17 protein-coding genes are annotated in these 23,793 nt (G+C 64.5%); 16 read left to right on the top strand and 1 reads right to left on the bottom strand.

Annotation, left to right across the window (positions count from 1 at the left end):
* Window positions 1-65 precede the first annotated feature (65 nt).
* Window positions 66-596, top strand: a complete 531-nt coding sequence (locus tag ACIBW7_RS26105; protein ID WP_397050582.1) for an NADPH-dependent FMN reductase — start codon at window positions 66-68, stop codon at window positions 594-596.
* Between the two features lie 70 nt (window positions 597-666).
* On the opposite strand, the gene ACIBW7_RS26110 is transcribed toward ACIBW7_RS26105, so the two are convergent.
* A complete protein-coding gene (locus ACIBW7_RS26110; protein ID WP_397050583.1) occupies window positions 667-2,280 on the bottom strand; it encodes an MFS transporter in 1,614 nt (537 codons plus the stop codon).
* Between the two features lie 463 nt (window positions 2,281-2,743).
* On the opposite strand from ACIBW7_RS26110, the gene rplJ reads away from it, so the two are divergent.
* The 15 genes from rplJ to ACIBW7_RS26185 all read left to right on the top strand — a co-directional run bounded on the left by rplJ (window position 2,744) and on the right by ACIBW7_RS26185 (window position 23,660).
* Entirely contained in the window at window positions 2,744-3,283 is a 540-nt protein-coding gene (gene rplJ, locus ACIBW7_RS26115) for a 50S ribosomal protein L10 (RefSeq protein ID WP_364358575.1), read from the top strand.
* Window positions 3,284-3,427: 144 nt separating this feature from the next.
* The gene (rplL, locus tag ACIBW7_RS26120; protein WP_043698929.1) at window positions 3,428-3,808 is read left to right on the top strand and encodes a 50S ribosomal protein L7/L12; all 381 of its coding nucleotides are present in this window, start codon (window positions 3,428-3,430) and stop codon (window positions 3,806-3,808) included.
* 241 nt (window positions 3,809-4,049) lie between these two features.
* Window positions 4,050-5,126, top strand: coding sequence for an ABC transporter ATP-binding protein (locus ACIBW7_RS26125; protein WP_174415162.1), 1,077 nt, complete (start codon window positions 4,050-4,052; stop codon window positions 5,124-5,126).
* Between the two features lie 44 nt (window positions 5,127-5,170).
* Window positions 5,171-5,932, top strand: coding sequence for an MlaE family ABC transporter permease (locus tag ACIBW7_RS26130; RefSeq protein ID WP_397050809.1), 762 nt, complete (start codon window positions 5,171-5,173; stop codon window positions 5,930-5,932).
* 105 nt (window positions 5,933-6,037) lie between these two features.
* Window positions 6,038-6,802, top strand: a complete 765-nt coding sequence (locus ACIBW7_RS26135; protein ID WP_397050811.1) for an ABC transporter permease — start codon at window positions 6,038-6,040, stop codon at window positions 6,800-6,802.
* A 42-nt stretch (window positions 6,803-6,844) separates the two neighbouring features.
* Entirely contained in the window at window positions 6,845-8,197 is a 1,353-nt protein-coding gene (locus ACIBW7_RS26140; protein ID WP_397050586.1) for an MCE family protein, read from the top strand.
* A gap of 8 nt (window positions 8,198-8,205) precedes the next feature.
* A complete protein-coding gene (locus tag ACIBW7_RS26145; protein ID WP_397050813.1) occupies window positions 8,206-9,273 on the top strand; it encodes an MCE family protein in 1,068 nt (355 codons plus the stop codon).
* Entirely contained in the window at window positions 9,273-10,283 is a 1,011-nt protein-coding gene (locus ACIBW7_RS26150) for an MCE family protein (protein ID WP_397050588.1), read from the top strand. Before ACIBW7_RS26145 ends, ACIBW7_RS26150 begins: the two co-directional genes overlap by 1 nt.
* A 40-nt stretch (window positions 10,284-10,323) precedes the next feature.
* Window positions 10,324-11,559, top strand: coding sequence for an MCE family protein (locus ACIBW7_RS26155; protein ID WP_397050815.1), 1,236 nt, complete (start codon window positions 10,324-10,326; stop codon window positions 11,557-11,559).
* Between the two features lie 98 nt (window positions 11,560-11,657).
* Window positions 11,658-12,872: an MCE family protein gene (locus tag ACIBW7_RS26160; protein ID WP_397050817.1), complete on the top strand. Its 1,215-nt coding sequence runs from the start codon at window positions 11,658-11,660 to the stop codon at window positions 12,870-12,872.
* The gene (locus ACIBW7_RS26165) at window positions 12,869-14,110 is read left to right on the top strand and encodes an MCE family protein (RefSeq protein WP_397050590.1); all 1,242 of its coding nucleotides are present in this window, start codon (window positions 12,869-12,871) and stop codon (window positions 14,108-14,110) included. Before ACIBW7_RS26160 ends, ACIBW7_RS26165 begins: the two co-directional genes overlap by 4 nt.
* Window positions 14,111-14,240: 130 nt before the next feature.
* A complete protein-coding gene (locus tag ACIBW7_RS26170) occupies window positions 14,241-14,948 on the top strand; it encodes a hypothetical protein (protein ID WP_397050592.1) in 708 nt (235 codons plus the stop codon).
* Between the two features lie 11 nt (window positions 14,949-14,959).
* Entirely contained in the window at window positions 14,960-15,670 is a 711-nt protein-coding gene (locus ACIBW7_RS26175; protein ID WP_397050594.1) for a hypothetical protein, read from the top strand.
* 420 nt (window positions 15,671-16,090) lie between these two features.
* Window positions 16,091-19,600 carry a DNA-directed RNA polymerase subunit beta gene (locus ACIBW7_RS26180; protein WP_397050596.1) on the top strand — a complete coding sequence of 1,170 codons (3,510 nt, stop codon included), beginning with the start codon at window positions 16,091-16,093 and terminating at the stop codon, window positions 19,598-19,600.
* Between the two features lie 106 nt (window positions 19,601-19,706).
* Entirely contained in the window at window positions 19,707-23,660 is a 3,954-nt protein-coding gene (locus tag ACIBW7_RS26185) for a DNA-directed RNA polymerase subunit beta' (protein WP_397050598.1), read from the top strand.
* Window positions 23,661-23,793 lie beyond the last annotated feature (133 nt).

Consider the following 23,793-nt stretch of genomic DNA (forward strand, 5'->3'; position numbering starts at 1 on the left):
GCTCGCGGTGCTGTGGACGGACCGCGAACCGGACTAATTCACGCGCGGCGACGGTTGGCCATGAGGTGACCGCCGTACTGCTCATCTCCGGAAGCACGCGTAGTGCCTCGACCAATACCGCCGCACTGCGCACAGTCGCGGCGATCGCGCCGGAGGGTGTCGGGACCTTCTGGTACGAAGGCCTCGCCGAACTTCCCGCCTTCAGTCCGGATGACGACGGTACCGGTCATCCGTCGGTTGTCGCACTGCACGAACATATTTCGCGCGCCGACGCGGTCCTGCTCTGCACTCCCGAATACGCAGGTACCCTCCCCGGCAGCTTCAAGAACCTGCTCGACTGGACGGTCGGCACCGCCGACCTGTACGAAAAGCCGACTGCCTTCCTCAATGTCGCCGCCCAAGGCCGCGGCGAAGGCGCGGCCACCACCCTGACCACGGTGCTGGGTTACGTCGGTGCCATCGTCGATCCGGCCACCTGTGCCCGCCTCCCGGTAGCTCGCGATGCCGTCGACGCCGACGGCTTGGTCACCACCCCCGAATTCCGCACCGGCGCACTAGCCGCCCTCACCCGCCTGGTCCACCAGACCACCGCCTGACCCCCGCCCAGGCGAGTCGAATGGTGGCTTTCGGACCGGGTTCGAGCCACCATTCGATTCGCCTCGATGGTCAGTTTTCGTGGGGCTCTGTGGATTTGCGCCAGCCGAGGAGCACCGATCCGCCCTCCTGCACGCCCCACGGTAGGAAGATGGCGACGATCAGCGCGCACACCACGACCGCGCCCGCGGCGACCAGTGATGCGGCGTGTGAACCCTGCAGTGCTGCCGTTTTCATTGCGATGATGAGGTTTTCGCGCTGGGCGTCGAAGAATGGCGCGAGTTCTCGTTTGCGGATTTCCAGCACGCTGAGCGGACTGGCCTTCACCAGACTGCGCTGGTCGGAGTTCATCATCCCGGCGGGCACCCGGTCGATCAGCGGCGAGACGCGAGTTGTGTAATACGAGGCCACAATCGAGCCGAGTACCGCGACACCGAGGGTGCCGCCGATCTCACGGGTGGTGTCGTTGACTGCCGACCCGGCGCCCGCTTCGTCCAGGGGCAGTGCCGACATGATCGATTCGGTGGCCGGACCCTGCACGATGGCCAGACCGAGCGCCATCGAAACCATGGACGGCAGCACACCGATGACATAACTGCTGTTCACCGTGACCTGCCCGCCGAGATACAGCCCGACCCCGGTGAGCAACAACCCGAATACGATCACCGGTGTGGTGCCGATGCGGGTCGCCATGAGCGTCGCGATCGGTGCGCCGACCGCCACCGAGAACGCGAACGGCAATGAGGCGATACCGAATTCGAGCGGCGTGTACTCCCGCACCCCTTGGAAGTACTGAGTGATAAGGAACAGGAATCCGAACATCGAGAAGTAGCCGACCGCAATCGCCAAGGCGGGCATGGAGAATCGGCGATTGCGGAACAGCCGCATATCGAGAATCGGTGCGCTGGTACGCAATTCCCACGTGATGAACGCCGCGAGCAATGCGAGGCCGAGTACGCCGACGCCGAGTGTGGTCGTGGACAGCCAGCCGTAGCGTGGCGCTTCGATAATGGCCCACACCAGTGCGGTGATGCCGGTGACCGACAATCCGATACCCGGCAGATCAAGCCGCCCCACCTGGGCCGATCGCGATTCGGGCACCCAGATCACAGTGGCGGCCAGGGCGATCAGCGCCACCGGCACATTGATCCAGAAGACCGAATGCCACGAAAAGTGTTCCAGCAGCCAGCCGCCCGAGATCGGGCCGATCGCGATGGCGAAGCCGGCCATGGCCGTCCAGGCGGCGATGGCCAGTGCGCGCTCGCGCTTATCGGTGAAGATATTGATGATCAGCGCCAGCGTCGCGGGAAAGACGGCCGCGGCGAAGATGCCCATCGCCGCGCGGGCGGCGATGACGCTGCCCATGGATTCCGACAGCGCACCGCCGATCGACATGACGGCCACGCCGACCAGGCCGATCATCATGACGCGGCGGCGTCCGTAGCGGTCGCCGAGATTGCCGAAGGCGAGCAACAATCCGGCGAAGGTCAGGGTGTACGCATCGACGACCCATTGCAGGCCGCTGACGTCGGTGGCCAATTCCACTCCGATGGAGGGCAGGGCCACATTCACGATGGTGTTGTCGAGGACGACCAGCAGCTCTGCCAGGCAGATGACAGCAAGAGCGATGAAGCGCCTGGTGCGTCGTTCCAACAGCACCGGTGGATCGACTATGGAGGTTGCCATAGTTCAGTAGTCAAACAGTAACTGTCACTCTTGGTAACACCTTATTGCGGCGATGTCCGACACATATTGGGCTGAATTGTGATCTGGGCCACAACAATTCGAGCGCGGAAGGGTTCCGTTCGCAGCCGTTTTGGCAGATGGGGGCTGGTTCAGCTACTCTGGACCGAAGTAATCGACGAGTTCGATGACTACCCAATCCGTTCTACCGAAGACCGTTGGTCGCTGCGCCCATTCGGGCGTGGTCGAAGGTCCGGCATCGAGCCGGCGGCCCACGCAGGGAGGACCGAGGCTGGGATTCGATCTGGGTCATGCCTGGGTCGATCACCTACTGCGCCCCGGAACGCTCTGCGTTCGGGGCGTTTGCTTTATCGCTGGATCCTTCGAGCGATCTGCAAGCAGTCGCTAGCGACCCCTGGTACTCGGCAGTTCGAATACGAACCGACATCCAGAGAGGAGGCGAAGTATGGCAAAACCCGAGAAGGTCACCGCGGTCGAGGAGATCACGGAGCAGTTCAAGAGCTCATCGGCCACCGTCATCACGGAATACCGTGGTCTGTCGGTCGGTAAGCTCACCGATCTGCGTCGCGCGCTCGGCGAAGGCGCTACCTACTCCGTCGCCAAGAACACCCTGGTCAAGCGGGCGGCTGCGGAAGCGGGCGTCGTTGGCCTGGACGACTTGTTCGTCGGACCGACCGCCATCGCCTTCATCAAGGGCGAGCCGGTCGACGCAGCGAAGGCCATCAAGACCTTCGCCAAGGACAACAAGGCGCTCATCATCAAGGGCGGGTACATGGACGGCGCCGCGCTGTCCGTTGCCGAGGTCGAGAAGATCGCCGACCTGGAGTCCCGCGAGGTGCTGCTGGCCAAGCTGGCCGGCGCGATGAAGGGCAACCTGGCGAAGGCTGCCGGTCTGTTCAACGCTCCCGCTTCGCAGGTGGCCCGCCTGGCTGCCGCGCTGCAGGAGAAGAAGCAGGCTGAAGAAGGCGGAGCTGCCGCCGAGTAACACCCCTTGCGGCAGGAGCGACGGGCCCGGAGGCGGCAGCGCCGGCGTAACCACGCAGGGCCCCGCGAGCGTCGCAAATTCAACACAGGGTGGATCGCGTGCGGCTCGCCCACATAGACAACCAACTACCGAAAGGAAACAACAATGGCCAACGTTGACGAACTGCTCGAGACCTTCGGCAACATGACCCTGCTCGAGCTGTCGGACTTCGTCAAGAAGTTCGAGGAGAAGTTCGAGGTCACCGCGGCTGCTCCGGTCGCCGTCGCCGCTGTCGGTGGCGCTGCCGCTCCGGCCGAGGCCGCCGAGGAGCAGGACGAGTTCGACGTCGTCCTCGAGGGTGCCGGCGACAAGAAGATCCAGGTCATCAAGGTGGTCCGTGAGATCGTCTCGGGCCTGGGCCTGAAGGAAGCCAAGGACCTCGTCGAGAGCGCCCCGAAGCCGATCCTGGAGAAGGTCGCCAAGGACGCCGCCGAGGCTGCCAAGGCGAAGCTGGAAGAGGCCGGCGCCAAGGTGTCCGTGAAGTAATTCGCGAGCTACTCGTCGAACGGGCGGTCCCCATTGGGGGCCGCCCGTTTGCGTTGTCATGACGCGTGCGACGGTAATGCGAATATTGCGAGTGATCCGGGGTTACTCTTCGGTCAGGTAAGGGTGTGCCGCGTCATGCTCATGGGTTACAGTGACCGCACCCACTGTGACGCGACACACCGTGATACCGAATAGCGCGGTTCGCCGGTGGGTGGCTCGCTGAGAATTTGTGGAGGTTGGCGTGGGCGTCGAGGTCAGGACCGAGGGTGTTACCAAATCCTTCGGTTCACAGCGAATTTGGCAGGATGTCTCCCTGACGCTGCCCTCCGGGGAGGTCAGCGCGCTGCTCGGCCCCTCGGGTACCGGTAAATCCGTCTTTCTGAAGTCGCTGATCGGTCTGCTGCGCCCTGAGCGCGGCTCCATCTTTATCGACGGCACCGATATCACTACTTGCTCCAATAAGGAGCTCTACGAAATCCGCAAGCTGTTCGGTGTGCTGTTCCAGGACGGCGCGCTGTTCGGCTCGATGAACCTGTTCGACAATGTCGCGTTCCCGTTGCGTGAGCACACCAAGAAGTCCGAGTCCGACATCAAGAAGATCGTGATGGAGAAGCTCGAGCTGACCGGTCTGCTGGGCGCGGAGGGCAAGCTGCCCGGTGAGATCTCCGGTGGTATGCGCAAGCGTGCCGGTCTGGCCCGCGCCCTGGTGTTGGACCCGCAGATCATCCTGGTCGACGAGCCGGACTCGGGTCTGGACCCGGTGCGTACCTCGTATCTGTCGCAGTTGCTGATCGATATCAACGCCCAGATCGACGCGACGATCCTGATCGTGACCCACAACATCAACCTGGCGCGGACGGTGCCCGACAACATCGGGATGCTGTTCCGTCGCTCGCTGGTGATGTTCGGTCCACGTGAGGTGCTGCTGACCTCGGAGGAGCCGGTGGTCAAACAGTTCCTCAACGGCCGCATGATCGGTCCGATCGGCATGTCCGAGGAAAAGGACGAGGCGCAGATGGCGCGCGAGCAGGCGCTCGTGGACGCCGGGCACCATCATGGTGGCGCCGAAGAGGTCGAGGGCATCATTCCGCAGATGCGGGCCACTCCCGGTATGCCGGTGCGCCAAGCGGTGCTTCGCCGTCAGGCGCGCGTCCGCGAAATCATGCACACCCTGCCGCACGCGGCCCAGGCCGCTATCCGTGAGTCACTTGAGCAGAGCGACGACACGCAGGTGATGGCGTACCAGAACAGCGAGCTGGGCGGATACCAGGGTGGGTCATTCGACACTACCGTGCGCCACAACACAACTAACGGGTAACATCTGCGATCGTGAATTCCACCCTGGCGCGATTGCGGACTCCAATGGAGTCGGGGTTTGGCCAGGCCGGCAACATCTTTGCGCTGTTCATCGACGTTATGCGCAAGACGTTCAAACGGCCTTTCCAGTTGCGCGAATTCATCGAGCAGTCGTGGTTCATCGCGAGTGTCTCGATCTTGCCAAGCGCATTGGTTGCCATCCCGTTCGGTGCGGTTGTCGCGCTGCAGACCGGCTCTTTGATCAAACAACTAGGCGCCGAATCGTTTACCGGCGCAACCAGCGTCCTGGCTACTGTCCAGCAGGCCGCCCCTGTGGTCACCGCGTTGATCATCGCGGGTGCGGCCGGATCGGCGGTCGCCGCAGACTTGGGCGCGCGCACCATCCGTGAGGAGATCGACGCGATGGAGGTGCTCGGCATCGACCCGGTGCAGCGCCTGGTCGTGCCGCGCGTGCTCGGCATGATGTTGGTCGCGCTACTGCTCAACGGTCTGGTGTCGGTGGTCGGCATCGCGGGCGGCTACTTCTTCAACGTGCTGCTGCAGGGCGGCACACCGGGTGCCTACCTCGCTTCGTTCTCCGCGCTGGCCCAGCTGCCGGACTTGTGGATCGGCGAGATCAAGGCCTTGGTATTCGGTCTGATCGCAGGCGTGATCGCCGCGTACAAGGGGTTGCATCCCAAAGGGGGCCCGAAAGGAGTCGGAGACGCGGTGAACCAATCCGTGGTTATCACCTTCATGGTTCTGTTCTTCGTGAACTTGATCCTGACACTGGTGTATTTGCAGGTCGTCCCCGCCAAGGGCGCCTGACCCGTGGCCACCTCGTACCGTCCCCCGGTCTTGGCGAAATCCGCCCGCCGGGCCCGTGAGATCGCGCGCCTGCCAGTGAATGTCATCGATCGCGCCGGCGATCAGATGTCGTTCTATTCCAAGGCCATCGCCTGGATTCCGCGCACCGCGGTGCACTACCGCAAGGAGGTCATGCGGCTGCTCGCCGAGGTGACCTTCGGCAGTGGTGCGCTGGCCGTCATCGGCGGCACCATCGGCGTCATCGTGTTCATGTCCGGCTCGGTCGGCGTCGTCGTCGGCCTGCAGGGCTTCAAGGCCTTGGATTCGCTCGGCAGCTCGGTGCTGACCGGCTTCCTCACCGCCTACATCAATACGCGTGAGATCGCGCCGCTGGTCGCGGCGCTCGCGCTATCGGCAACGGTGGGTTGTGGTTTTACCGCCCAGCTCGGCGCGATGCGGATCTCCGAGGAGATCGATGCGCTCGAGGTGATGGCGGTGCCGGGTGTGCCGTTCCTGGTCACCACCCGGGTGATCGCGGGCTTCCTCGCGGTCATCCCGCTCTACATCGTGGGCCTGCTGGGCACATTCCTGGCGTCGCGAATGATCAGCATCTGGTTCAACGGACAATCCAGTGGTTCCTATGACCACTATTTCAGTCTGTTCCTGCCACCAGAAGACGTCTTGTATTCATTCATCAAAGTATTGGTCTTCGCGTTCGTAATCATCATGGTGCATTGCTATTACGGCTTCAATGCCACCGGTGGACCGGCCGGTGTCGGCGTCGCGGTGGGTCGCGCGGTGCGCGCGGCGATCGTGCTCGTGAATGTGCTCGATTTCTTCCTGAGCCTCGCCATCTGGGGCACCACCACGACAGTGCGGGTTGCTGGATGAGCGAGCGCGTCATCGAAATGGGAGCGGCAATGAGGTGCCGTCATGAGTAATAGCGTGCAGATGTGGCGCGCGACGGAGAAATTGCGCGTCCGGCTGCTCGGTATCGCATTCTTCGTGGTCTGCGCACTATTCCTGGTCACGACGGTCGCGATCTACAACAAGGCGTTCGTCGATACCGTCCGGGTCGAACTGATCACCGACAGCGTGGGAAATGCGTTGACCCGGAATGCCGATGTGAAGGTGCGCGGCGTCAATGTCGGCGAGGTCAGGTCCAGCCGGTCCGAGGGCGGCAAGGTGACCCTCGACCTCGCGATCAATCCCGGTAAGGCCGAGCAGATTCCGGTCAATGCGACGGCCCGGCTGCTGCCGAAGACGCTGTTCGGCGAGCGCTATGTGGATCTGGTCATTCCGGACGAGCCGAGTAAGCAGCACCTGACCGAGGGCGTGACCCTGCATCAGGACACCAGCGGCAATGCCATCGAGATCAGCAAGCTGCTCGACGATGTGCTGCCGCTGCTGCAGGCGATTCCGCCGCAGGATCTCGCCTCGACGCTCGGCGCACTGTCCCAAGCGCTTTCGGGTCAGGGTCTGGCGCTCGGTGAGTCGGTGGAGAAGTTGGATCACATCTTCCGTGAGGTCAACGGGGTCATGCCGGATCTCAAGCAGGATCTGGTGAGCTTCGCCGATGTTGCCGCCACCTATTCCGACGCCCTGCCGCAGCTGGTCGACGCGTTCGACAACCTGCGCACGACCAACGCGACCATCGTGCAGCGCCGCTCGCAGATCGACACCCTGCTGGCCACGCTGAACCCGACCGCTGCTACCACCGCGGACTTCCTGATCGCCAATCGCGACAACATCATCGATGTGGCCGCCGATTCGCGGCCCGCGCTGGAACAGCTGGCAACCTACTCGCCGAACTACGCCTGCGCGCTGGCGAATTTCGCCAAGATGAAGCCGCGCATCGACCAGCTGATGGGTATGGGCACCAAGCGGCCCGGCTCGCGAGTCAGCATCGAGCTGACCAACACCCGCGGCAAGTACCTGCCCAACCAGGACGAGCCGCGCTGGCTGGACACCCGTGGACCTTGGTGCGTGCCGGAATACCCGGTCTTCACCGATCCCGGCCAGTACACCGGCGGACCGAACAACGACGGTTCCTACGCGGTGCCGAGCCGCAATCCGGGTGACCAGGACAGCGGCAAGCTGTCGGCGCCGCAGTTCGGCATGTACCCGGCCGCGAATGTGCCGACCACGGCCGGTTCGCCGGCCGAACAGCAGACCCTCGGCACGATCTACGGTGCGGCGAACGGTGTTTCGCCCGACCAGGTGCCCGGCTGGGTCACCAGGATCGGTGCACCCGCATTCCGCGGCAGCGAGGTGAGCGTGCGATGAAGCAACAGATGCGCGGCCTCGGCGGGCCGCTGACCAAGCTCATCATCTTCGTCGTCGTCACGCTGTTGGCGACGACGATCCTCGGGCTGTCGATCGCCAACTACACCGGTGGCGGCACCGCGTTCAAGGCGCGCTTCTCCGATGTCACCTCGGTCAATACCGGTGACGAGGTGCGCATCGCCGGTGTCCGGGTCGGCAAGGTCACCAGCGTCAAGATCGTGGACAAGCGTCAGGCCGAGGTCGGATTCGAACTCACCGACCGCGATTGGCTGCCCGCCTCGACGACGGCGACCATCAAGTACCGCAACCTGGTCGGCCAGCGCTATATCGCGCTCGAACAGGGCACGGGCGAGCAGGGCCGCAAACTCAACAAGGGTGCGACCATCGGGCTCGAGCACACCAGGCCCGCACTGAACCTGACCACACTGTTCAACGGCTTCCGTCCGCTGTTCCAGACGCTGACCGCCGATGACGTGAACAAGCTGTCCTACGAGATCATCCAGGTCTTCCAGGGGGAGCAGGGCACCATCCACGATCTGGTGGCGACCACCGCGAACCTGACGAACAAGATCGCCGACAAGGACGCGGTCATCGGTGATCTGGTGCGCAATCTGACGGCCGTACTCAATGCGGTCAACGAGCGCGAGGGCCAGTTCGATCAGCTGATCGTCAATACCGAGGCACTGGTCAGCGGACTGGCCGCCGAACGCGACACCATCGGCAGCTCGATCACCTCGCTCGGCAATCTGGCCTCGGCCACCGCGGATCTGCTGGTGCCGACCCGCCCGACGCTGCAGGGTTCGATCGCCGGGCTCAGCCAGTTCACCGGCACCCTCGACGAGCGCAAGGACGAAGTGAATACGGCGCTGACGAATCTGCCGATCAAGATGGAGAAGCTCGGCCGCGCAGGCAGTTACGGCTCCTGGTTCCAGTTCTATCTGTGCGGTATCGACATCGTGGTCGGACCGGGCGCGGTTGATGCGCCGCAGCTCAACCTCCCGGCCGGGCTGCCGACGGTCAACCAGCCGCTCTACACCAATGCCGCGCCGCGCTGCCAGGGGAAGGGTGGTCACTGATGGACGACCGGATCCTGCTCGGCAAGCGCAGCCCCGCGTTCCTGGGTGTGCTCGGCCTGGCCATGGTGCTGCTCGTGACGATCTCCGCGTTCTTCCTGGACAAGTTGCCGATCATCGGCGCGGGCACCAAATACACCGCGCAGTTCTCCGAGGCCGCGGGCCTCAAGAAGGGCAATGAGGTTCGCATCGCCGGTGTGAAGGTCGGTGCGGTATCGAATGTCCGGCTCGACGGCAATAAGGTGCTCGTCGACTTCCGCACCCAGGACGCGTGGATCGGCAACGAAACCACCGCCTCGATCCAGATCAAGACCGTGCTCGGCCAGAAGTACTTGGCGCTGGATCCGAAGGGCTCCGAGCCCGCCGATCCGAGCAAGGTGATTCCGCTGTCGCGCACGGTATCTCCGTACGACGTGGTGGACGCGTTCAGTGATGCGGCCAAGAACATCGACCAGATCGATACCGCGCAGCTGGCCACCAGCATGCGGGTGCTCTCGGAGGCGTTCGAGACCACACCTCCGGAGATCCGCAACTCCATCGACGGTGTGGCCCGGCTCTCGGAAACCTTGGGCAAGCGCGATGAGGAGCTCAAGAAGCTGTTCGCAGCGACCAGGCAGACCACCGGTGTGCTCGCCGACCGCAATCAGCAGTTCGAACGCCTGCTGGCCAACGGCGGACAGTTGTTGGCCGAGTTGAACATTCGTCAGCAGTCGATCGCCCAGCTGCTCACCGGTGCCAAGACGGTCTCGGCCGAACTGAGCGCGCTGGTCGCCGATAACGAGAAGCAGATGGGTACGGCATTGACCAACCTCGAGGCCGCCATCGACCTGCTCAACAAGAACCAGCAGAACATTTCCAAGACGCTGGAACTCGCGGCGCCGTTCTACGGCCTCTACGCCAATGTGCTCGGTACCGGTCGCTGGTTCGACGCCGTGATCGTGAACCTGCTCCCGCCCGGTCTGCCGGAGATTCCGGGTGATCGGCCGCCGGTGCGCACCATGGGAGGTAACTGACATGGGGGTGAACTGGCCTCGTAAGGAGCCGCTCACCGCGATGCGGACCTCGCGTCGCGGCACCAAGGTGACCATCGCGATCGGCCTGATCGCGGCGCTGGTCCTGGCCGGTGTCCTCTGGTGGCTTTTCGACCGGATGACCACGACCAAGATCACCGCCTACTTCGACCGCTCGGTCGGCATCTACGAAGGTTCGGATGTGCGCATCCTCGGTGTGCCGGTGGGCAAGGTGGATTCCGTCGAGCCGCAAGGCGAGCAGGTCAAGGTGGTGATGAGCGTCGACCGTAGCTTCGACGTGCCCGCCGATGCCAAGGCCGCGCAGATCACGCCGTCGATCGTGTCCGACCGCTACATCCAGCTGACCCCGGCCTACTCCGGCGGACCGAAAATGGGGCGCAACGCGACCATTCCGCGCAGCAACACGGTCACCCCGGTCGAGGTCGACCAGCTGTACAAGAGCATCACCGAACTCTCTGATGCGTTGGGCCCCAACGGCGCCAACGCCCAGGGCGCGGTGAACCAACTGGTGCGCACCTCGGCCGCGAATCTGGCGGGCAACGGAGAGGCGTTGGCCAACAGCATCACTCAGCTCTCGCGCGCGGCGCGGTACCTCGGCGATGCCCGCGGCGATATCTTCGACACCGTCAAGAATCTGCAGACCTTCGTCACCATGCTGGCCCAGAACGACCAGCAGGTGCGGCAATTCAATGCCCAGCTCGCGGATCTGTCGACCTTCCTCGCGGGGGAACGCCAGGATCTCGGTGCGGCGTTGAACCTGCTTTCGGTCGCACTCGGCGATGTCGCCAGATTCATCGATGAGAACCGGGATCTGGTCCAGCAGAATGCCCAGGGCCTGACCACGCTCACTGCGACGCTGGCCAAGCAGCGCGACGATCTGGCCGCGGCACTGCCGGTGTTGCCGCTGGCGCTGAGCAACCTGATCAATATCCACAATGCCGAATCCGGCACCCTCGATATGCGCGCCAACTTCACCGATCTGCAGGATCCGTTCGGTGCGGTGTGCAAGATGCTGGATCTGAGCAAGTTGATGCCGGGCGATCCGAAGTTCGAGGCGCTCGGCAAGCAGATGCGCCCGATTCTGGATCACTGCAAGGAGATCACCGATCAGATCACCGCCGGTGTGAAGACGCCGACGCTGATCCTGCCTTTCGGCATCCTCAGCAATGACAACCAGCAGCGCGATCCGGTGCCCGGGACGGTTCCCGGCACCCCGTCCGATCAACTTCCGCCGTCGCAGGGAGGTGGCCAGCGATGAACACGCGAATTCGTTCCGCGGCACGCACTCTCGCCGTTGCGACTGCTCGCAGGTCGCTCGAAAGGGTCCGCGTCGCGACTGCTCGCAGGTCGCTCGAGATGGTCAGCGCGGTGCTGGCGGTCGGCATGAGCACGGTCCTGGTGACCTCGTGCTCGTCCGAGGGTATCTACGCGGTGCCGCTGCCCGGCGGCGCCGATGTCGGCGACCATCCGATGACCATCGATATCCGGTTCGACGATGTGCTCGATCTGGTGCCGCAGTCCGCGATCAAGGTCGAGGGTGTGGCGGTCGGCCGCGTCGAGAAGATCGCCCTGGCACCGGACGGCTGGACCGCCAGTGTGCGCGCCCTGGTGAACTCCTCGGTCGATCTGCCCGCCAATGCGCGGGCCGAGGTGCGGCAGTCGAATCTGCTCGGCGAGAAGTTCATCGAGCTGTCCAAGCCGGCCGAGGAACCCGACAGCAAGAAGCTCGCCAATGGTTCGGTCATCCCGGCCGACCACACCAGGCACGCGACCGAGATCGAGCAGGTGCTCGGTGCGCTCTCGTTGCTGCTCAACGGTGGCGGCGTCGCGCAGCTGCAGCCCATCGTCACGGAGCTGAACAAGACGCTCGGCGGCCGCGAGGAGCGGGTGCGCTCGCTGCTGGATCAGGCCAATACCCTGATCGGCGGGCTGAACGAGCAGGTCGACGACATCACAAGGGCCATCGACGGACTCGCCACGCTGAGCGGTCGGGTGAGCACCCAGACCGATCAGATCAGCAAGATCATCGATGAACTGCCGCAGGGCATCAAGATCCTGAACGAGCAACGGCCACAACTGATTTCGCTGCTGCAGCAGCTGGATCGGGTGGGCCAGGCCGGATTCGACGTGTTGAACCACTCGAAGGACGACCTGATCAAGGATCTGACCTCGCTGCGCCCGACACTGCAGGAACTCGGCAAGGCCGCACCGGATCTGGTTACCGCGCTGCCGCTGGTGCCGACCTATCCGTTCCCGGACTCGACGCTGGAGGGCACTTTCGGCGGTCAGGTGAACACCTGGCTCTCGGTGGACCAGCAGATCGGTGTCACGCTCAGCAATCTCGGTGTCGGCAAGGGTGATCCGGTGTACATCCCGCCGGCCTACGGCCCCGAGGTTCCAGTGAATCCGACCAACCCGTACTACGGCGGCAATGGTCCGCGCCCGGGTTGGCCGACGGTATCGCTGCTGCCACTGCCGCCCAATATTCCGCGCTACCCCGCTGGCCTGCCGCAGCTGCCTGCCGATCCGCTCGGGGCGATTCTCGACCAGATCGGAGGTGGTCAGCGATGAGCCGTCTGGTGCGTTACCAGCTGGTCGCGTTCGCCGTGATCGCGGTGCTCGGCGTCGTCTTCGTCGGCGCAAAATACGTCCGGCTCGATCACATGCTCGGCATCGGCGAGTACAACGTGAAGGTCGACGCCAAGCAGACCGGCGGCATCTACAAGGGCGCCGAGGTGACCTACCGCGGCGTCCCGGTCGGCCGGGTCGGCAATCTCGAACTCACCGATTCGGGTGTGGCGATCGACCTGGTACTCGATTCGAATGCGCCGAAGATTCCGGAGTCGGCCAAGGCGGTGATCGCCAACCGTTCGGCCATCGGTGAGCAGTACGTCGATCTGCAGCCCGATGCCGACCGCGGACCGTATCTGCGCGACGGTTCGGTCATCACCTCGGCGACGACCCCGATTTCGGTCGAGCAGCTGGTCCAGAGCGTGGACACCTTCACCCGCTCGGTCGATCTCACCGCGCTGAACACCACCGTCACCGAACTCGGCAAGGCATTCGACGGCAAGGGCGACGACCTCAAGGTCTTCATCGATTCGCTGAACAAGTTCACCGCCACGTTCAACGACACCCTGCCGCAGACGATCCAGCTGATCCGCGACGGCCGGATCGCACTGGGCACCCAGGCCGAACAGTCGGGCTACATCCGGCAGTTCAGCCAGGGCCTCGACGAACTCACCGCCCAGCTGCGCTCCAGCGATCCGGATATCCGGCGGCTCATCGGCACCGGCACCGATGCCGGCCAGCAGATCACCGCACTGCTGAACGAGAGCGGCGGCGCCCTCACCGAGGATCTGACCAACCTGCGTCAGCTGCTGGTGTCCATCTCGCCGAAGTTCTACGCGCTGCGCCCGCTGCTGCAGATGCTGCCGCAGCTGTCCATCGGCGCGTCGTCAACCGCGCCCGGCGACGGCACCAGTCACTTCGGCCTGGTGCTCGAGGCGAACAACCCGCCCGCGTGCACCCAGGGCTACGAGGGCACCAAGGCGATCCTCGACCAGATGAAGCGGGAGAATCCGGACTTCGACGACACCCGCGACGAGTTCCCGTTCAACAAGGACGCGAAATGCACTGTGCCGTTCGGTAATCCGACCGCGGTGCGCGGCGGAATGCGCGCCGATCTGGCGGATCCGAGCATTGTGCAGCCCTGGGATGCCAACCCCAAGACCGATCCCGAGAAGCTGAATCTGAACCCGATCGCCGTACAGATGGCCACCCTGTTGGGGGTCACGCCCAAGCGGTGAACAGGACCTACGCGGCTACGCCGCAGTAACAATAGTTAGGGTGTCTGGCCGTGAGTGAGCGAAGCGAACGAACCGAGAACACTGCGCCCATGATGGGCACGACCGTGCCGAGCTTTGGCGAGGTACGGTCGTGAGCATCGACATGTCCAAGGAAACGCCGGCGGTGCCCGGCTCCGATTCCACGGAAGCCGATGCCGCAGCGCATGACGCGACGGCATCGGATCCTGTGCGCCCGGAGGTCGCGTCCGCTGATGCACCCCGCGGACGACTCACCGTCACCATGGTCGCGGCCGCCGCGCTGGTCGTCGCGTTGATCGCCGCGGTCTGGTTCGGCACCGGCTGGGTGCGCGCGGCCTTCTTCACCGACGGTCCGCGCGTCGAGGCGCGCGATACCGCGCTCGCCGATGCCAGGCAGGCCGCGATCAACCTGATGTCGCTGGATCCCAATGATGTCGACGGTTCGATCAAGCTGATCCAGTCGTCGATGACCGGATCGTTGCTCGACGATGCCACCAAGACCCAGGAGCAGTTCCGCGAGCAGGCCACGCAGGCGAAGACCAGGCTGGAGTCCAAGGTCATCGGCTCCTCGCTGACCGCGCTGAACTCCGAGCGCGACCACGCCTCCGCGCTCATCGTGCTGCAGACCACCAGGACCGTCCCGGATGTCGCGCCGTACTCCTACCGTCAGACCTGGGCGCTTGATCTGGTCAAGCAGGGTGAGGTCTGGAAGGCCGAGAAGGCGAGTCCGTTGAGTCAGCCGATCCCCCTGAATCAGCCGACTGCCGCACAGCCCGGTGCAACGCCGTCCGCGGGCGCGACGCCCAAGCCCGGATCGTAGGAGAACCCGTCATGGCATCTCGTCGACCAGTCAATCGGGTCACTCCCCGCAACCGTCCCACTGTCGGCCGCACGGCGGCGAACACCGGCTCGGTCACCGCGCGCCGCAGCAACCGCGCGGCCGACGAAGCGACCCCGAAGCGCCGGACGAAGGTCGCCGGTAGCGCGGAACCGGTCCGTCCGGTTCCGCAGCCGGCCGGGCCGTCGCGGCCGTGGTCGCAGCGGCTGCGTCCGGGCGCCGGGTGGGGCGTGGTCGCGGCCCTTCTTCTCGTCGCTGTGCTGCTGGGTGCCTTCGCCGCGGTCGCGGCGTTCCGTCCCGGCATCGACGATTCCAACGAGGCCTATGTGGACAGCAAGGCCACCGAAGAGGTGACCGCGGCTGCCTCACACGCGTTGAAGACGATCTACGCCTATGACGTGAACAAGCTCGACGGTTACAAGGATGCGGTGCACGGTGTCGTCACCGGGCAGATGCTCGCCGATTTCGACAAGTACGCCGATACCAATCTCGCCGCCCTGAAACAGGCGCAGACCAGCGCCGATGCCCTCGCTGACCCGATCGGGGTGACCTTGCTCACCCAGGACAGGGCCGAGCTGCTGGTGAACTTCGTGGTCAGCGCGAACAAGAACGGCGTAGCCCAGCAGAGCGCCTCCGGCCCGATCGTGCTGAAAATGCAGAAGGTGGACGGCAAGTGGCTGGCCGCGGCCATCGTCGACCAGTGATTTCGGCGGCATAAGCCCAGCGGGGCAGGTGATCTGGCTGATCACCGGGTCGGGCCCGCCACTTGACGAGTTTCGCCGGACACGTCACGCTATTCACAACAGCGGCAGCTGTCACAGTGGCTTCTCGCGCCCCGTGGCTCCCGACGCAGCCAGCGATTCGGACCCGGAATGCGGCCATAACGGTCACGGCGCGCCGCCACGCGGAGGCTTGTTCGGGTGGTACTTTGACACCACCTTGCGTATGGGTGTACGGTTGGACGTTGCGCTGGCTGCCTCCTGTCCATACCTCGATTTGCACACGTAAGTTCCACCTTCCGGTGTTACTTCCGTTGGTGCCTGTTCGGGTTTCGTTCGGGTTGTATCCAGCGGAATTCGTAGCAGACAAGCGACGGTCGCGGACCACCACGCGACGCGCGTGAGGTGCTGGAAGGACGCATCTTGGCAGTCTCCACCCAGACCAAGGCAGTTGCCGGAATCCCCGGAGCCCCGTTGCGGGTGTCTTTCGCGAAGATCCGTGAACCCTTGGAGGTGCCCGGACTTCTCGATCTACAGACCGACTCATTTGCATGGTTGATCGGCTCGCCCTCGTGGCGTGAGAAAGCCGCGGCTCGCGGCGACGGCGGACTAACGGGCGGTCTGGAGGAGGTGCTCGAGGAGCTCTCGCCGATCGAGGACTTCTCCGGCTCGATGTCCCTTTCCTTCTCGGATCCTCGTTTCGAGGAGGTCAAGGCCTCCATCGACGAGTGCAAAGACAAGGACATGACCTACGCGGCGCCGTTGTTCGTGACCGCCGAGTTCATCAACAACAACACCGGTGAGATCAAGAGCCAGACGGTCTTCATGGGTGATTTCCCGATGATGACCGATAAGGGCACGTTCATCATCAACGGCACCGAGCGCGTCGTCGTTTCGCAGCTGGTGCGTTCGCCGGGTGTGTACTTCGATCACAGCGTCGACAAGGGCACCGAGAAGGATCTGCACAGTGTGCGGGTCATTCCGTCGCGTGGCGCTTGGCTGGAGTTCGATGTCGACAAGCGCGACACCGTCGGTGTGCGCATCGACCGCAAGCGTCGTCAGCCGGTCACCGTGCTGCTGAAGGCACTGGGTTGGACCACCGAGGAGATCGTCGAGCGCTTCGGCTTCTCCGAGATCATGATGTCGACCCTGGAGAAGGACAACACCGCCGGTCAGGACGAGGCGCTGCTGGACATCTACCGCAAGCTGCGTCCGGGCGAGCCGCCGACCAAGGAGTCCGCGCAGACCCTGCTGGAGAACCTGTTCTTCAAGGAGAAGCGTTACGACCTGGCGCGCGTCGGTCGCTACAAGATCAACAAGAAGCTGGGCATCCACCTCGGCGAACCGATCACCGCATCGGTGCTCACCAAGGAAGACATCGTCAGCACGATCGAGTACCTGGTGCGTCTGCACTCCGGTGATCGTGTGATGACCGCGCCCGGCGGCGAAGAGGTACCGGTCGAGGTCGACGACATCGACCACTTCGGCAACCGTCGCCTGCGCACCGTCGGCGAGCTGATCCAGAACCAGATCCGGGTCGGCCTTTCCCGCATGGAGCGTGTGGTCCGCGAGCGGATGACCACCCAGGACGTCGAGGCCATCACGCCGCAGACCCTGATCAACATCCGTCCCGTCGTGGCCGCGATCAAGGAGTTCTTCGGAACCTCGCAGCTGTCGCAGTTCATGGACCAGAACAACCCGCTGTCGGGTCTGACCCACAAGCGTCGCCTCTCGGCGCTCGGCCCGGGTGGTCTGTCCCGTGAGCGCGCCGGTCTGGAAGTCCGCGACGTGCACACCTCGCACTACGGCCGCATGTGCCCGATCGAGACCCCGGAAGGCCCGAACATCGGCCTGATCGGTTCGCTTTCGGTGTACGCGCGGGTCAACCCGTTCGGCTTCATCGAGACGCCGTACCGCAAGGTGGTCGACGGCAAGGTCACCGATGAGGTCAAGTACCTCACCGCCGACGAAGAGGACCGCCACGTCCGTGCGCAGGCCAACTCGCCGGTCGACGTCGACGGCCGCTTCCTCGAGGAGCGCGTGCTCTGCCGCCGGGGCAACGACGAGAACGAACTCGTTCCCGCCTCCGAGGTCGACTACATGGATGTTTCGCCGCGCCAGATGGTTTCGGTCGCGACCGCGATGATTCCGTTCCTCGAGCACGACGACGCCAACCGTGCCCTCATGGGTGCGAACATGCAGCGCCAGGCCGTGCCGCTGATCCGTTCCGAATCCCCGATCGTGGGTACCGGTATGGAGCTGCGTGCCGCGGTCGACGCCGGTGACGTCGTGGTGAACGAGAAGTCCGGTGTGGTGGAAGAGGTTTCGGCCGATTACGTCACCGTGATGGCCGACGACGGCACCCGCAAGAGCTACCGGATGCGCAAGTTCGCGCGCTCGAACCAGGGCACCTGTGCGAACCAGCGGCCGATCGTGGACGAGGGTCAGCGCGTCGAGTCCGGTCAGGTACTCGCCGATGGTCCCTGCACCGAGAACGGTGAAATGGCGCTCGGCAAGAACCTGCTTGTGGCGATCATGCCGTGGGAGGGCCACAACTACGAGGACGCGATCATCCTGTCGCAGCGCCTCGTGGAAGAGGACGTGCTCACCTCGATCCACATCGAAGAGCACGAAATCGACGCCCGCGACACCAAGCTCGGCGCCGAGGAGATCACCCGGGACATCCCGAACGTCTCCGACGAGGTCCTCGCGGACCTGGACGAGCGCGGCATCGTGCGCATCGGCGCCGAGGTTCGCGACGGCGACATCCTGGTCGGCAAGGTCACCCCGAAGGGTGAGACCGAGCTGACCCCGGAGGAGCGGCTGCTGCGCGCGATCTTCGGTGAGAAGGCGCGCGAAGTGCGCGATACCTCGCTGAAGGTGCCGCACGGTGAGTCCGGCAAGGTCATCGGCATCCGCGTGTTCTCGCGCGAGGACGACGACGATCTGCCTCCGGGCGTCAACGAGCTGGTCCGGGTGTACGTGGCGCAGAAGCGCAAGATCCAGGACGGCGACAAGCTGGCCGGCCGCCACGGCAACAAGGGTGTCATCGGCAAGATCCTCCCGACCGAGGACATGCCGTTCATGCCCGATGGCACCCCGGTGGACATCATCCTGAACACCCACGGTGTGCCGCGTCGTATGAACATCGGCCAGATCTTGGAGACCCACCTCGGGTGGATCGGCAAGGCGGGTTGGGATGTCGGCGCCGGTGCGGACGGTGGTTCCCGTCCGGACTGGGCCAAGGCACTGCCGGAGGAGATGCTGGCGGCCCCGGCCGAGTCCAACATCGCCACCCCGGTGTTCGACGGCGCTCGTGAAGAGGAGCTGACCGGTCTGCTCGCCTCGACCCTGCCGAACCGCGACGGTGAGCGCATGGTCGACGACAACGGCAAGGCGACGCTGTTCGACGGGCGTTCCGGTGAGCCCTTCCCGTACCCGGTGGCCGTCGGCTACATGTACATCCTGAAGCTGCACCACTTGGTCGACGACAAGATCCACGCCCGTTCGACCGGTCCGTACTCGATGATCACCCAGCAGCCGCTCGGTGGTAAGGCGCAGTTCGGTGGTCAGCGCTTCGGTGAGATGGAGTGCTGGGCAATGCAGGCCTACGGCGCCGCCTACACACTGCAGGAACTGCTCACCATCAAGTCCGACGACGTGGTCGGTCGCGTGAAGGTGTACGAGGCGATCGTCAAGGGCGAGAACATTCCGGAGCCGGGCATTCCGGAGTCGTTCAAGGTGCTCCTGAAGGAGCTCCAGTCGCTGTGCCTCAACGTCGAGGTGCTGTCTTCGGACGGCGCGGCGATCGAGATGCGCGACGGCGATGATGAGGATCTGGAGCGCGCGGCCGCGAACCTGGGCATCAACCTGTCCAGGAACGAAGCCGCGACCGTCGACGATCTGGCGAACTAGGCGGTAGGGCCGGATGGCGTGCACGCCGACGACATCCGGCCTCCGCGCTCGACCAACTAGTGAACTTTTTGCTCGAATTCGACCCGAATAGGGGAAAGGAAGTTACGTGCTAGACGTCAACTTCTTCGATGAACTCCGGATCGGTCTGGCCACCGCCGAAGACATCCGCCAGTGGTCCTTCGGCGAGGTGAAGAAGCCGGAGACCATCAACTACCGCACGCTCAAGCCCGAGAAGGACGGCCTGTTCTGCGAGAAGATCTTCGGTCCCACCCGCGACTGGGAGTGCTACTGCGGTAAGTACAAGCGCGTCCGCTTCAAGGGCATCATCTGTGAGCGCTGTGGCGTCGAGGTGACTCGCGCCAAGGTGCGCCGTGAGCGGATGGGCCACATCGAGCTGGCCGCTCCGGTTACCCACATCTGGTACTTCAAGGGCGTGCCTTCGCGCCTCGGGTACCTGCTCGACCTGGCGCCGAAGGATCTGGAAAAGATCATCTACTTCGCTGCCTACGTCATCGTCGGCGTCGACGAGGAGCTGCGTCACAACGAGCTCTCCACGCTCGAGGCCGAGATGGAGGTCGAGAAGAAGGCGGTCGCCGATCAGCGCGACGCCGATCTCGAGGCCCGCGCCCAGAAGCTCGAGGCCGATCTGGCCGAGCTCGAGGCCGAGGGTGCCAAGTCCGATGTCCGCCGCAAGGTCAAGGACGGCGGCGAGCGCGAGATGCGTCAGCTGCGCGACCGCGCCCAGCGCGAGCTGGATCGGCTCGACGAGATCTGGAACACCTTCACCAAGCTGTCGGTCAAGCAGCTCATCGTCGACGAGGTGCTCTACCGCGAGCTGATCGACCGCTACGGCGAGTACTTCACCGGGGCCATGGGTGCGGAGTCCATCCAGAAGCTGATGGAGAACTTCGACATCGACGCCGAGGCCGAATCGCTGCGCGAGACCATCCGCAGCGGTAAGGGCCAGAAGAAGCTGCGCGCGCTCAAGCGGCTCAAGGTTGTCGCGGCCTTCCAGTCCAACGGCAACTCGCCCATGGGCATGGTGCTCGACGCCGTTCCGGTGATTCCGCCGGAGCTGCGCCCGATGGTTCAGCTCGACGGTGGCCGCTTCGCCACCTCCGACCTGAACGACCTGTATCGCCGCGTGATCAACCGCAACAACCGCCTCAAGCGACTGATCGATCTCGGCGCGCCCGAGATCATCGTCAACAACGAGAAGCGGATGCTGCAGGAGTCCGTTGACGCACTCTTCGACAACGGTCGCCGCGGCCGCCCGGTCACCGGACCGGGTAACCGCCCGCTGAAGTCGCTGAGCGATCTGCTCAAGGGTAAGCAGGGTCGTTTCCGTCAGAACCTGCTCGGTAAGCGCGTCGACTACTCGGGCCGTTCGGTCATCGTCGTCGGTCCGCAGCTGAAGCTGCACCAGTGCGGTCTGCCCAAGCTGATGGCGCTGGAGCTGTTCAAGCCGTTCGTGATGAAGCGTCTGGTCGATCTGAACCACGCGCAGAACATCAAGTCCGCCAAGCGGATGGTCGAGCGGCAGCGTCCTCAGGTGTGGGATGTCCTCGAAGAGGTCATCGCCGAACACCCGGTGCTGCTGAACCGTGCGCCCACCCTGCACCGCCTCGGCATCCAGGCCTTCGAGCCGCAGCTGGTGGAAGGTAAGGCCATCCAGCTGCACCCGCTGGTCTGTGAGGCGTTCAACGCCGACTTCGACGGTGACCAGATGGCCGTGCACCTGCCGCTGTCGGCGGAGGCGCAGGCCGAGGCCCGCATCCTGATGCTGTCCTCGAACAACATCCTGTCGCCTGCCTCGGGTCGTCCGCTGGCCATGCCGCGTCTGGACATGGTGACCGGTCTGTACTACCTGACCCGCCTGGAAGAGGGCGCGAAGGGCGAGTACCAGGCGGCCACCAAGGACGCACCGGAGCAGGGCGTGTACTCCTCGCCCGCCGAGGCGCAGATGGCGGTGGACCGTGGTGAGCTCACCGTGCGTTCGCTGATCAAGGTGCGTCTCACCGACCAGCGCCCGCCGAAGGCTATCGAGGCGGAGCTGTTCCCGGACGGCTGGAACCGCGGGGACGCGTGGATCGCCGAGACCACCCTCGGTCGCGTGCTGTTCAACGAGCTGCTCCCGGCGGACTACGCGTTCATCAACGAGCAGATGCCGAAGAAGCGTCAGGCCACGATCATCAACGATCTGGCCGAGCGCTACCCGATGATCGTGGTCGCGCAGACCGTCGACAAGCTGAAGGACGCGGGCTTCTACTGGGCCACCCGTTCCGGCGTGACGGTCTCGATGTCGGACGTGCTCGTTCCGCCGGAGAAGACCGAGATCATGGAGCGCTACGAGGCGCAGTCCGATCAGATCGAGAAGAAGTACCAGCGTGGTGCGCTCGATCACCAGGAGCGCAACAACGCCCTGGTCAAGATCTGGCAGGAAGCGACCGAAGAGGTCGGTAAGGCGCTGCGTTCGCACTACCCGGCCGACAACCCGATCATCACGATCGTCGACTCGGGCGCAACCGGTAACTTCACCCAGACTCGTACCCTCGCCGGTATGAAGGGCCTGGTTACCAACCCGAAGGGTGAGTTCATCCCGCGGCCGATCAAGTCCTCGTTCCGTGAGGGCCTGACGGTTCTGGAGTACTTCATCAACACCCACGGTGCGCGTAAGGGTCTGGCCGACACCGCGCTGCGTACCGCCGACTCGGGTTACCTGACCCGTCGTCTGGTGGACGTCTCGCAGGACGTCATCGTGCGTGAGCACGACTGCGCCACCGAGCGCGGCATCGTGGTGCCGATCGCAGAGAAGCAGCTCGACGGTTCGCTCATCCGGGACGCGCACGTGGAAACCTCCGCGTACGCCCGGACGCTCGCATCGGACGCGATGGACGCCAAGGGCAACGTTGTCGTGGCGAAGGGCGCCGACCTCGGCGACCCGGCCATCGAGGCGCTGCTCGACGCCGGTATCACCGAGGTGAAGGTCCGCTCCGTGCTGACCTGCACCACCGGCACCGGCGTCTGCGCGACCTGCTACGGCCGCTCCATGGCGACCGGCAAGCTGGTCGACATCGGTGAGGCCGTCGGTATCGTCGCCGCCCAGTCCATCGGTGAGCCCGGTACTCAGCTGACCATGCGTACCTTCCACCAGGGTGGTGTCGCGGGTGACGACATCACCGGTGGTCTGCCCCGTGTGCAGGAGCTCTTCGAGGCTCGTGTGCCCAAGGGCAAGGCGCCGATTGCGGAGGTGTCGGGTCGGGTGCGGCTCGAGGACGACGATCGCTTCTACAAGATCACCATCATCCCGGATGACGGTGGCGAAGAGGTTGTCTACGACAAGCTCTCGAAGCGTCAGCGTCTGCGTGTGTTCAAGCACGACGACGGCACCGAGCGTCTGCTCTCCGACGGTGACCACGTCGAGGTCGGCCAGCAGCTGCTGGAAGGCGCGGCGGATCCGCACGAGGTGCTGCGTGTGATGGGCCCCCGTCAGGTGCAGATCCACCTGGTCCACGAGGTCCAGGAGGTCTACCGCTCGCAGGGTGTGTCGATCCACGACAAGCACATCGAGGTCATCGTGCGGCAGATGCTGCGTCGCGTGACGATCATCGATTCGGGTGCCACGGAGTTCCTGCCCGGCTCGCTCACCGAGCGTTCCGAGTTCGAGGCCTCCAACCGTCGCGTCGTCGCCGAGGGCAATGAGCCCGCGGCGGGTCGCCCGGTGCTGATGGGTATCACGAAGGCGTCGCTCGCGACCGATTCGTGGCTGTCGGCGGCATCCTTCCAGGAGACCACCCGAGTCCTGACCGACGCGGCCATCAACTGCCGTTCGGACAAGCTCATCGGCCTCAAGGAAAACGTGATCATCGGCAAGCTGATCCCGGCCGGTACCGGCATCAACCGGTACCGCAATATCCAGGTCCAGCCGACCGAAGAAGCTCGTGCCGCGGCGTACGCGGTGCCGTCCTACGACGACACCTACTACAGCCCCGACAGCTTCGGCGCCACCACCGGTGCCGCGGTCCCGCTCGACGATTACGGTTTCAGCGACTACCGCTGACCCGGTAACAGCATTCGGCCCCCGCTCTCCGGAGCGGGGGCCGTTTCGCGTGGTACGGCGGATTTACCGGTGCCGGGTCGCCTATCTCGGCTGTTTCGTGTTCATCCGTAGGTTGCGGTGTGGCCGGGTGCGT

Origin of the sequence: Nocardia sp. NPDC049526, from assembly GCF_044465765.1 — a bacterium.
In the GTDB taxonomy this organism is placed as follows: Bacteria; Actinomycetota; Actinomycetes; order Mycobacteriales; family Mycobacteriaceae; genus Nocardia.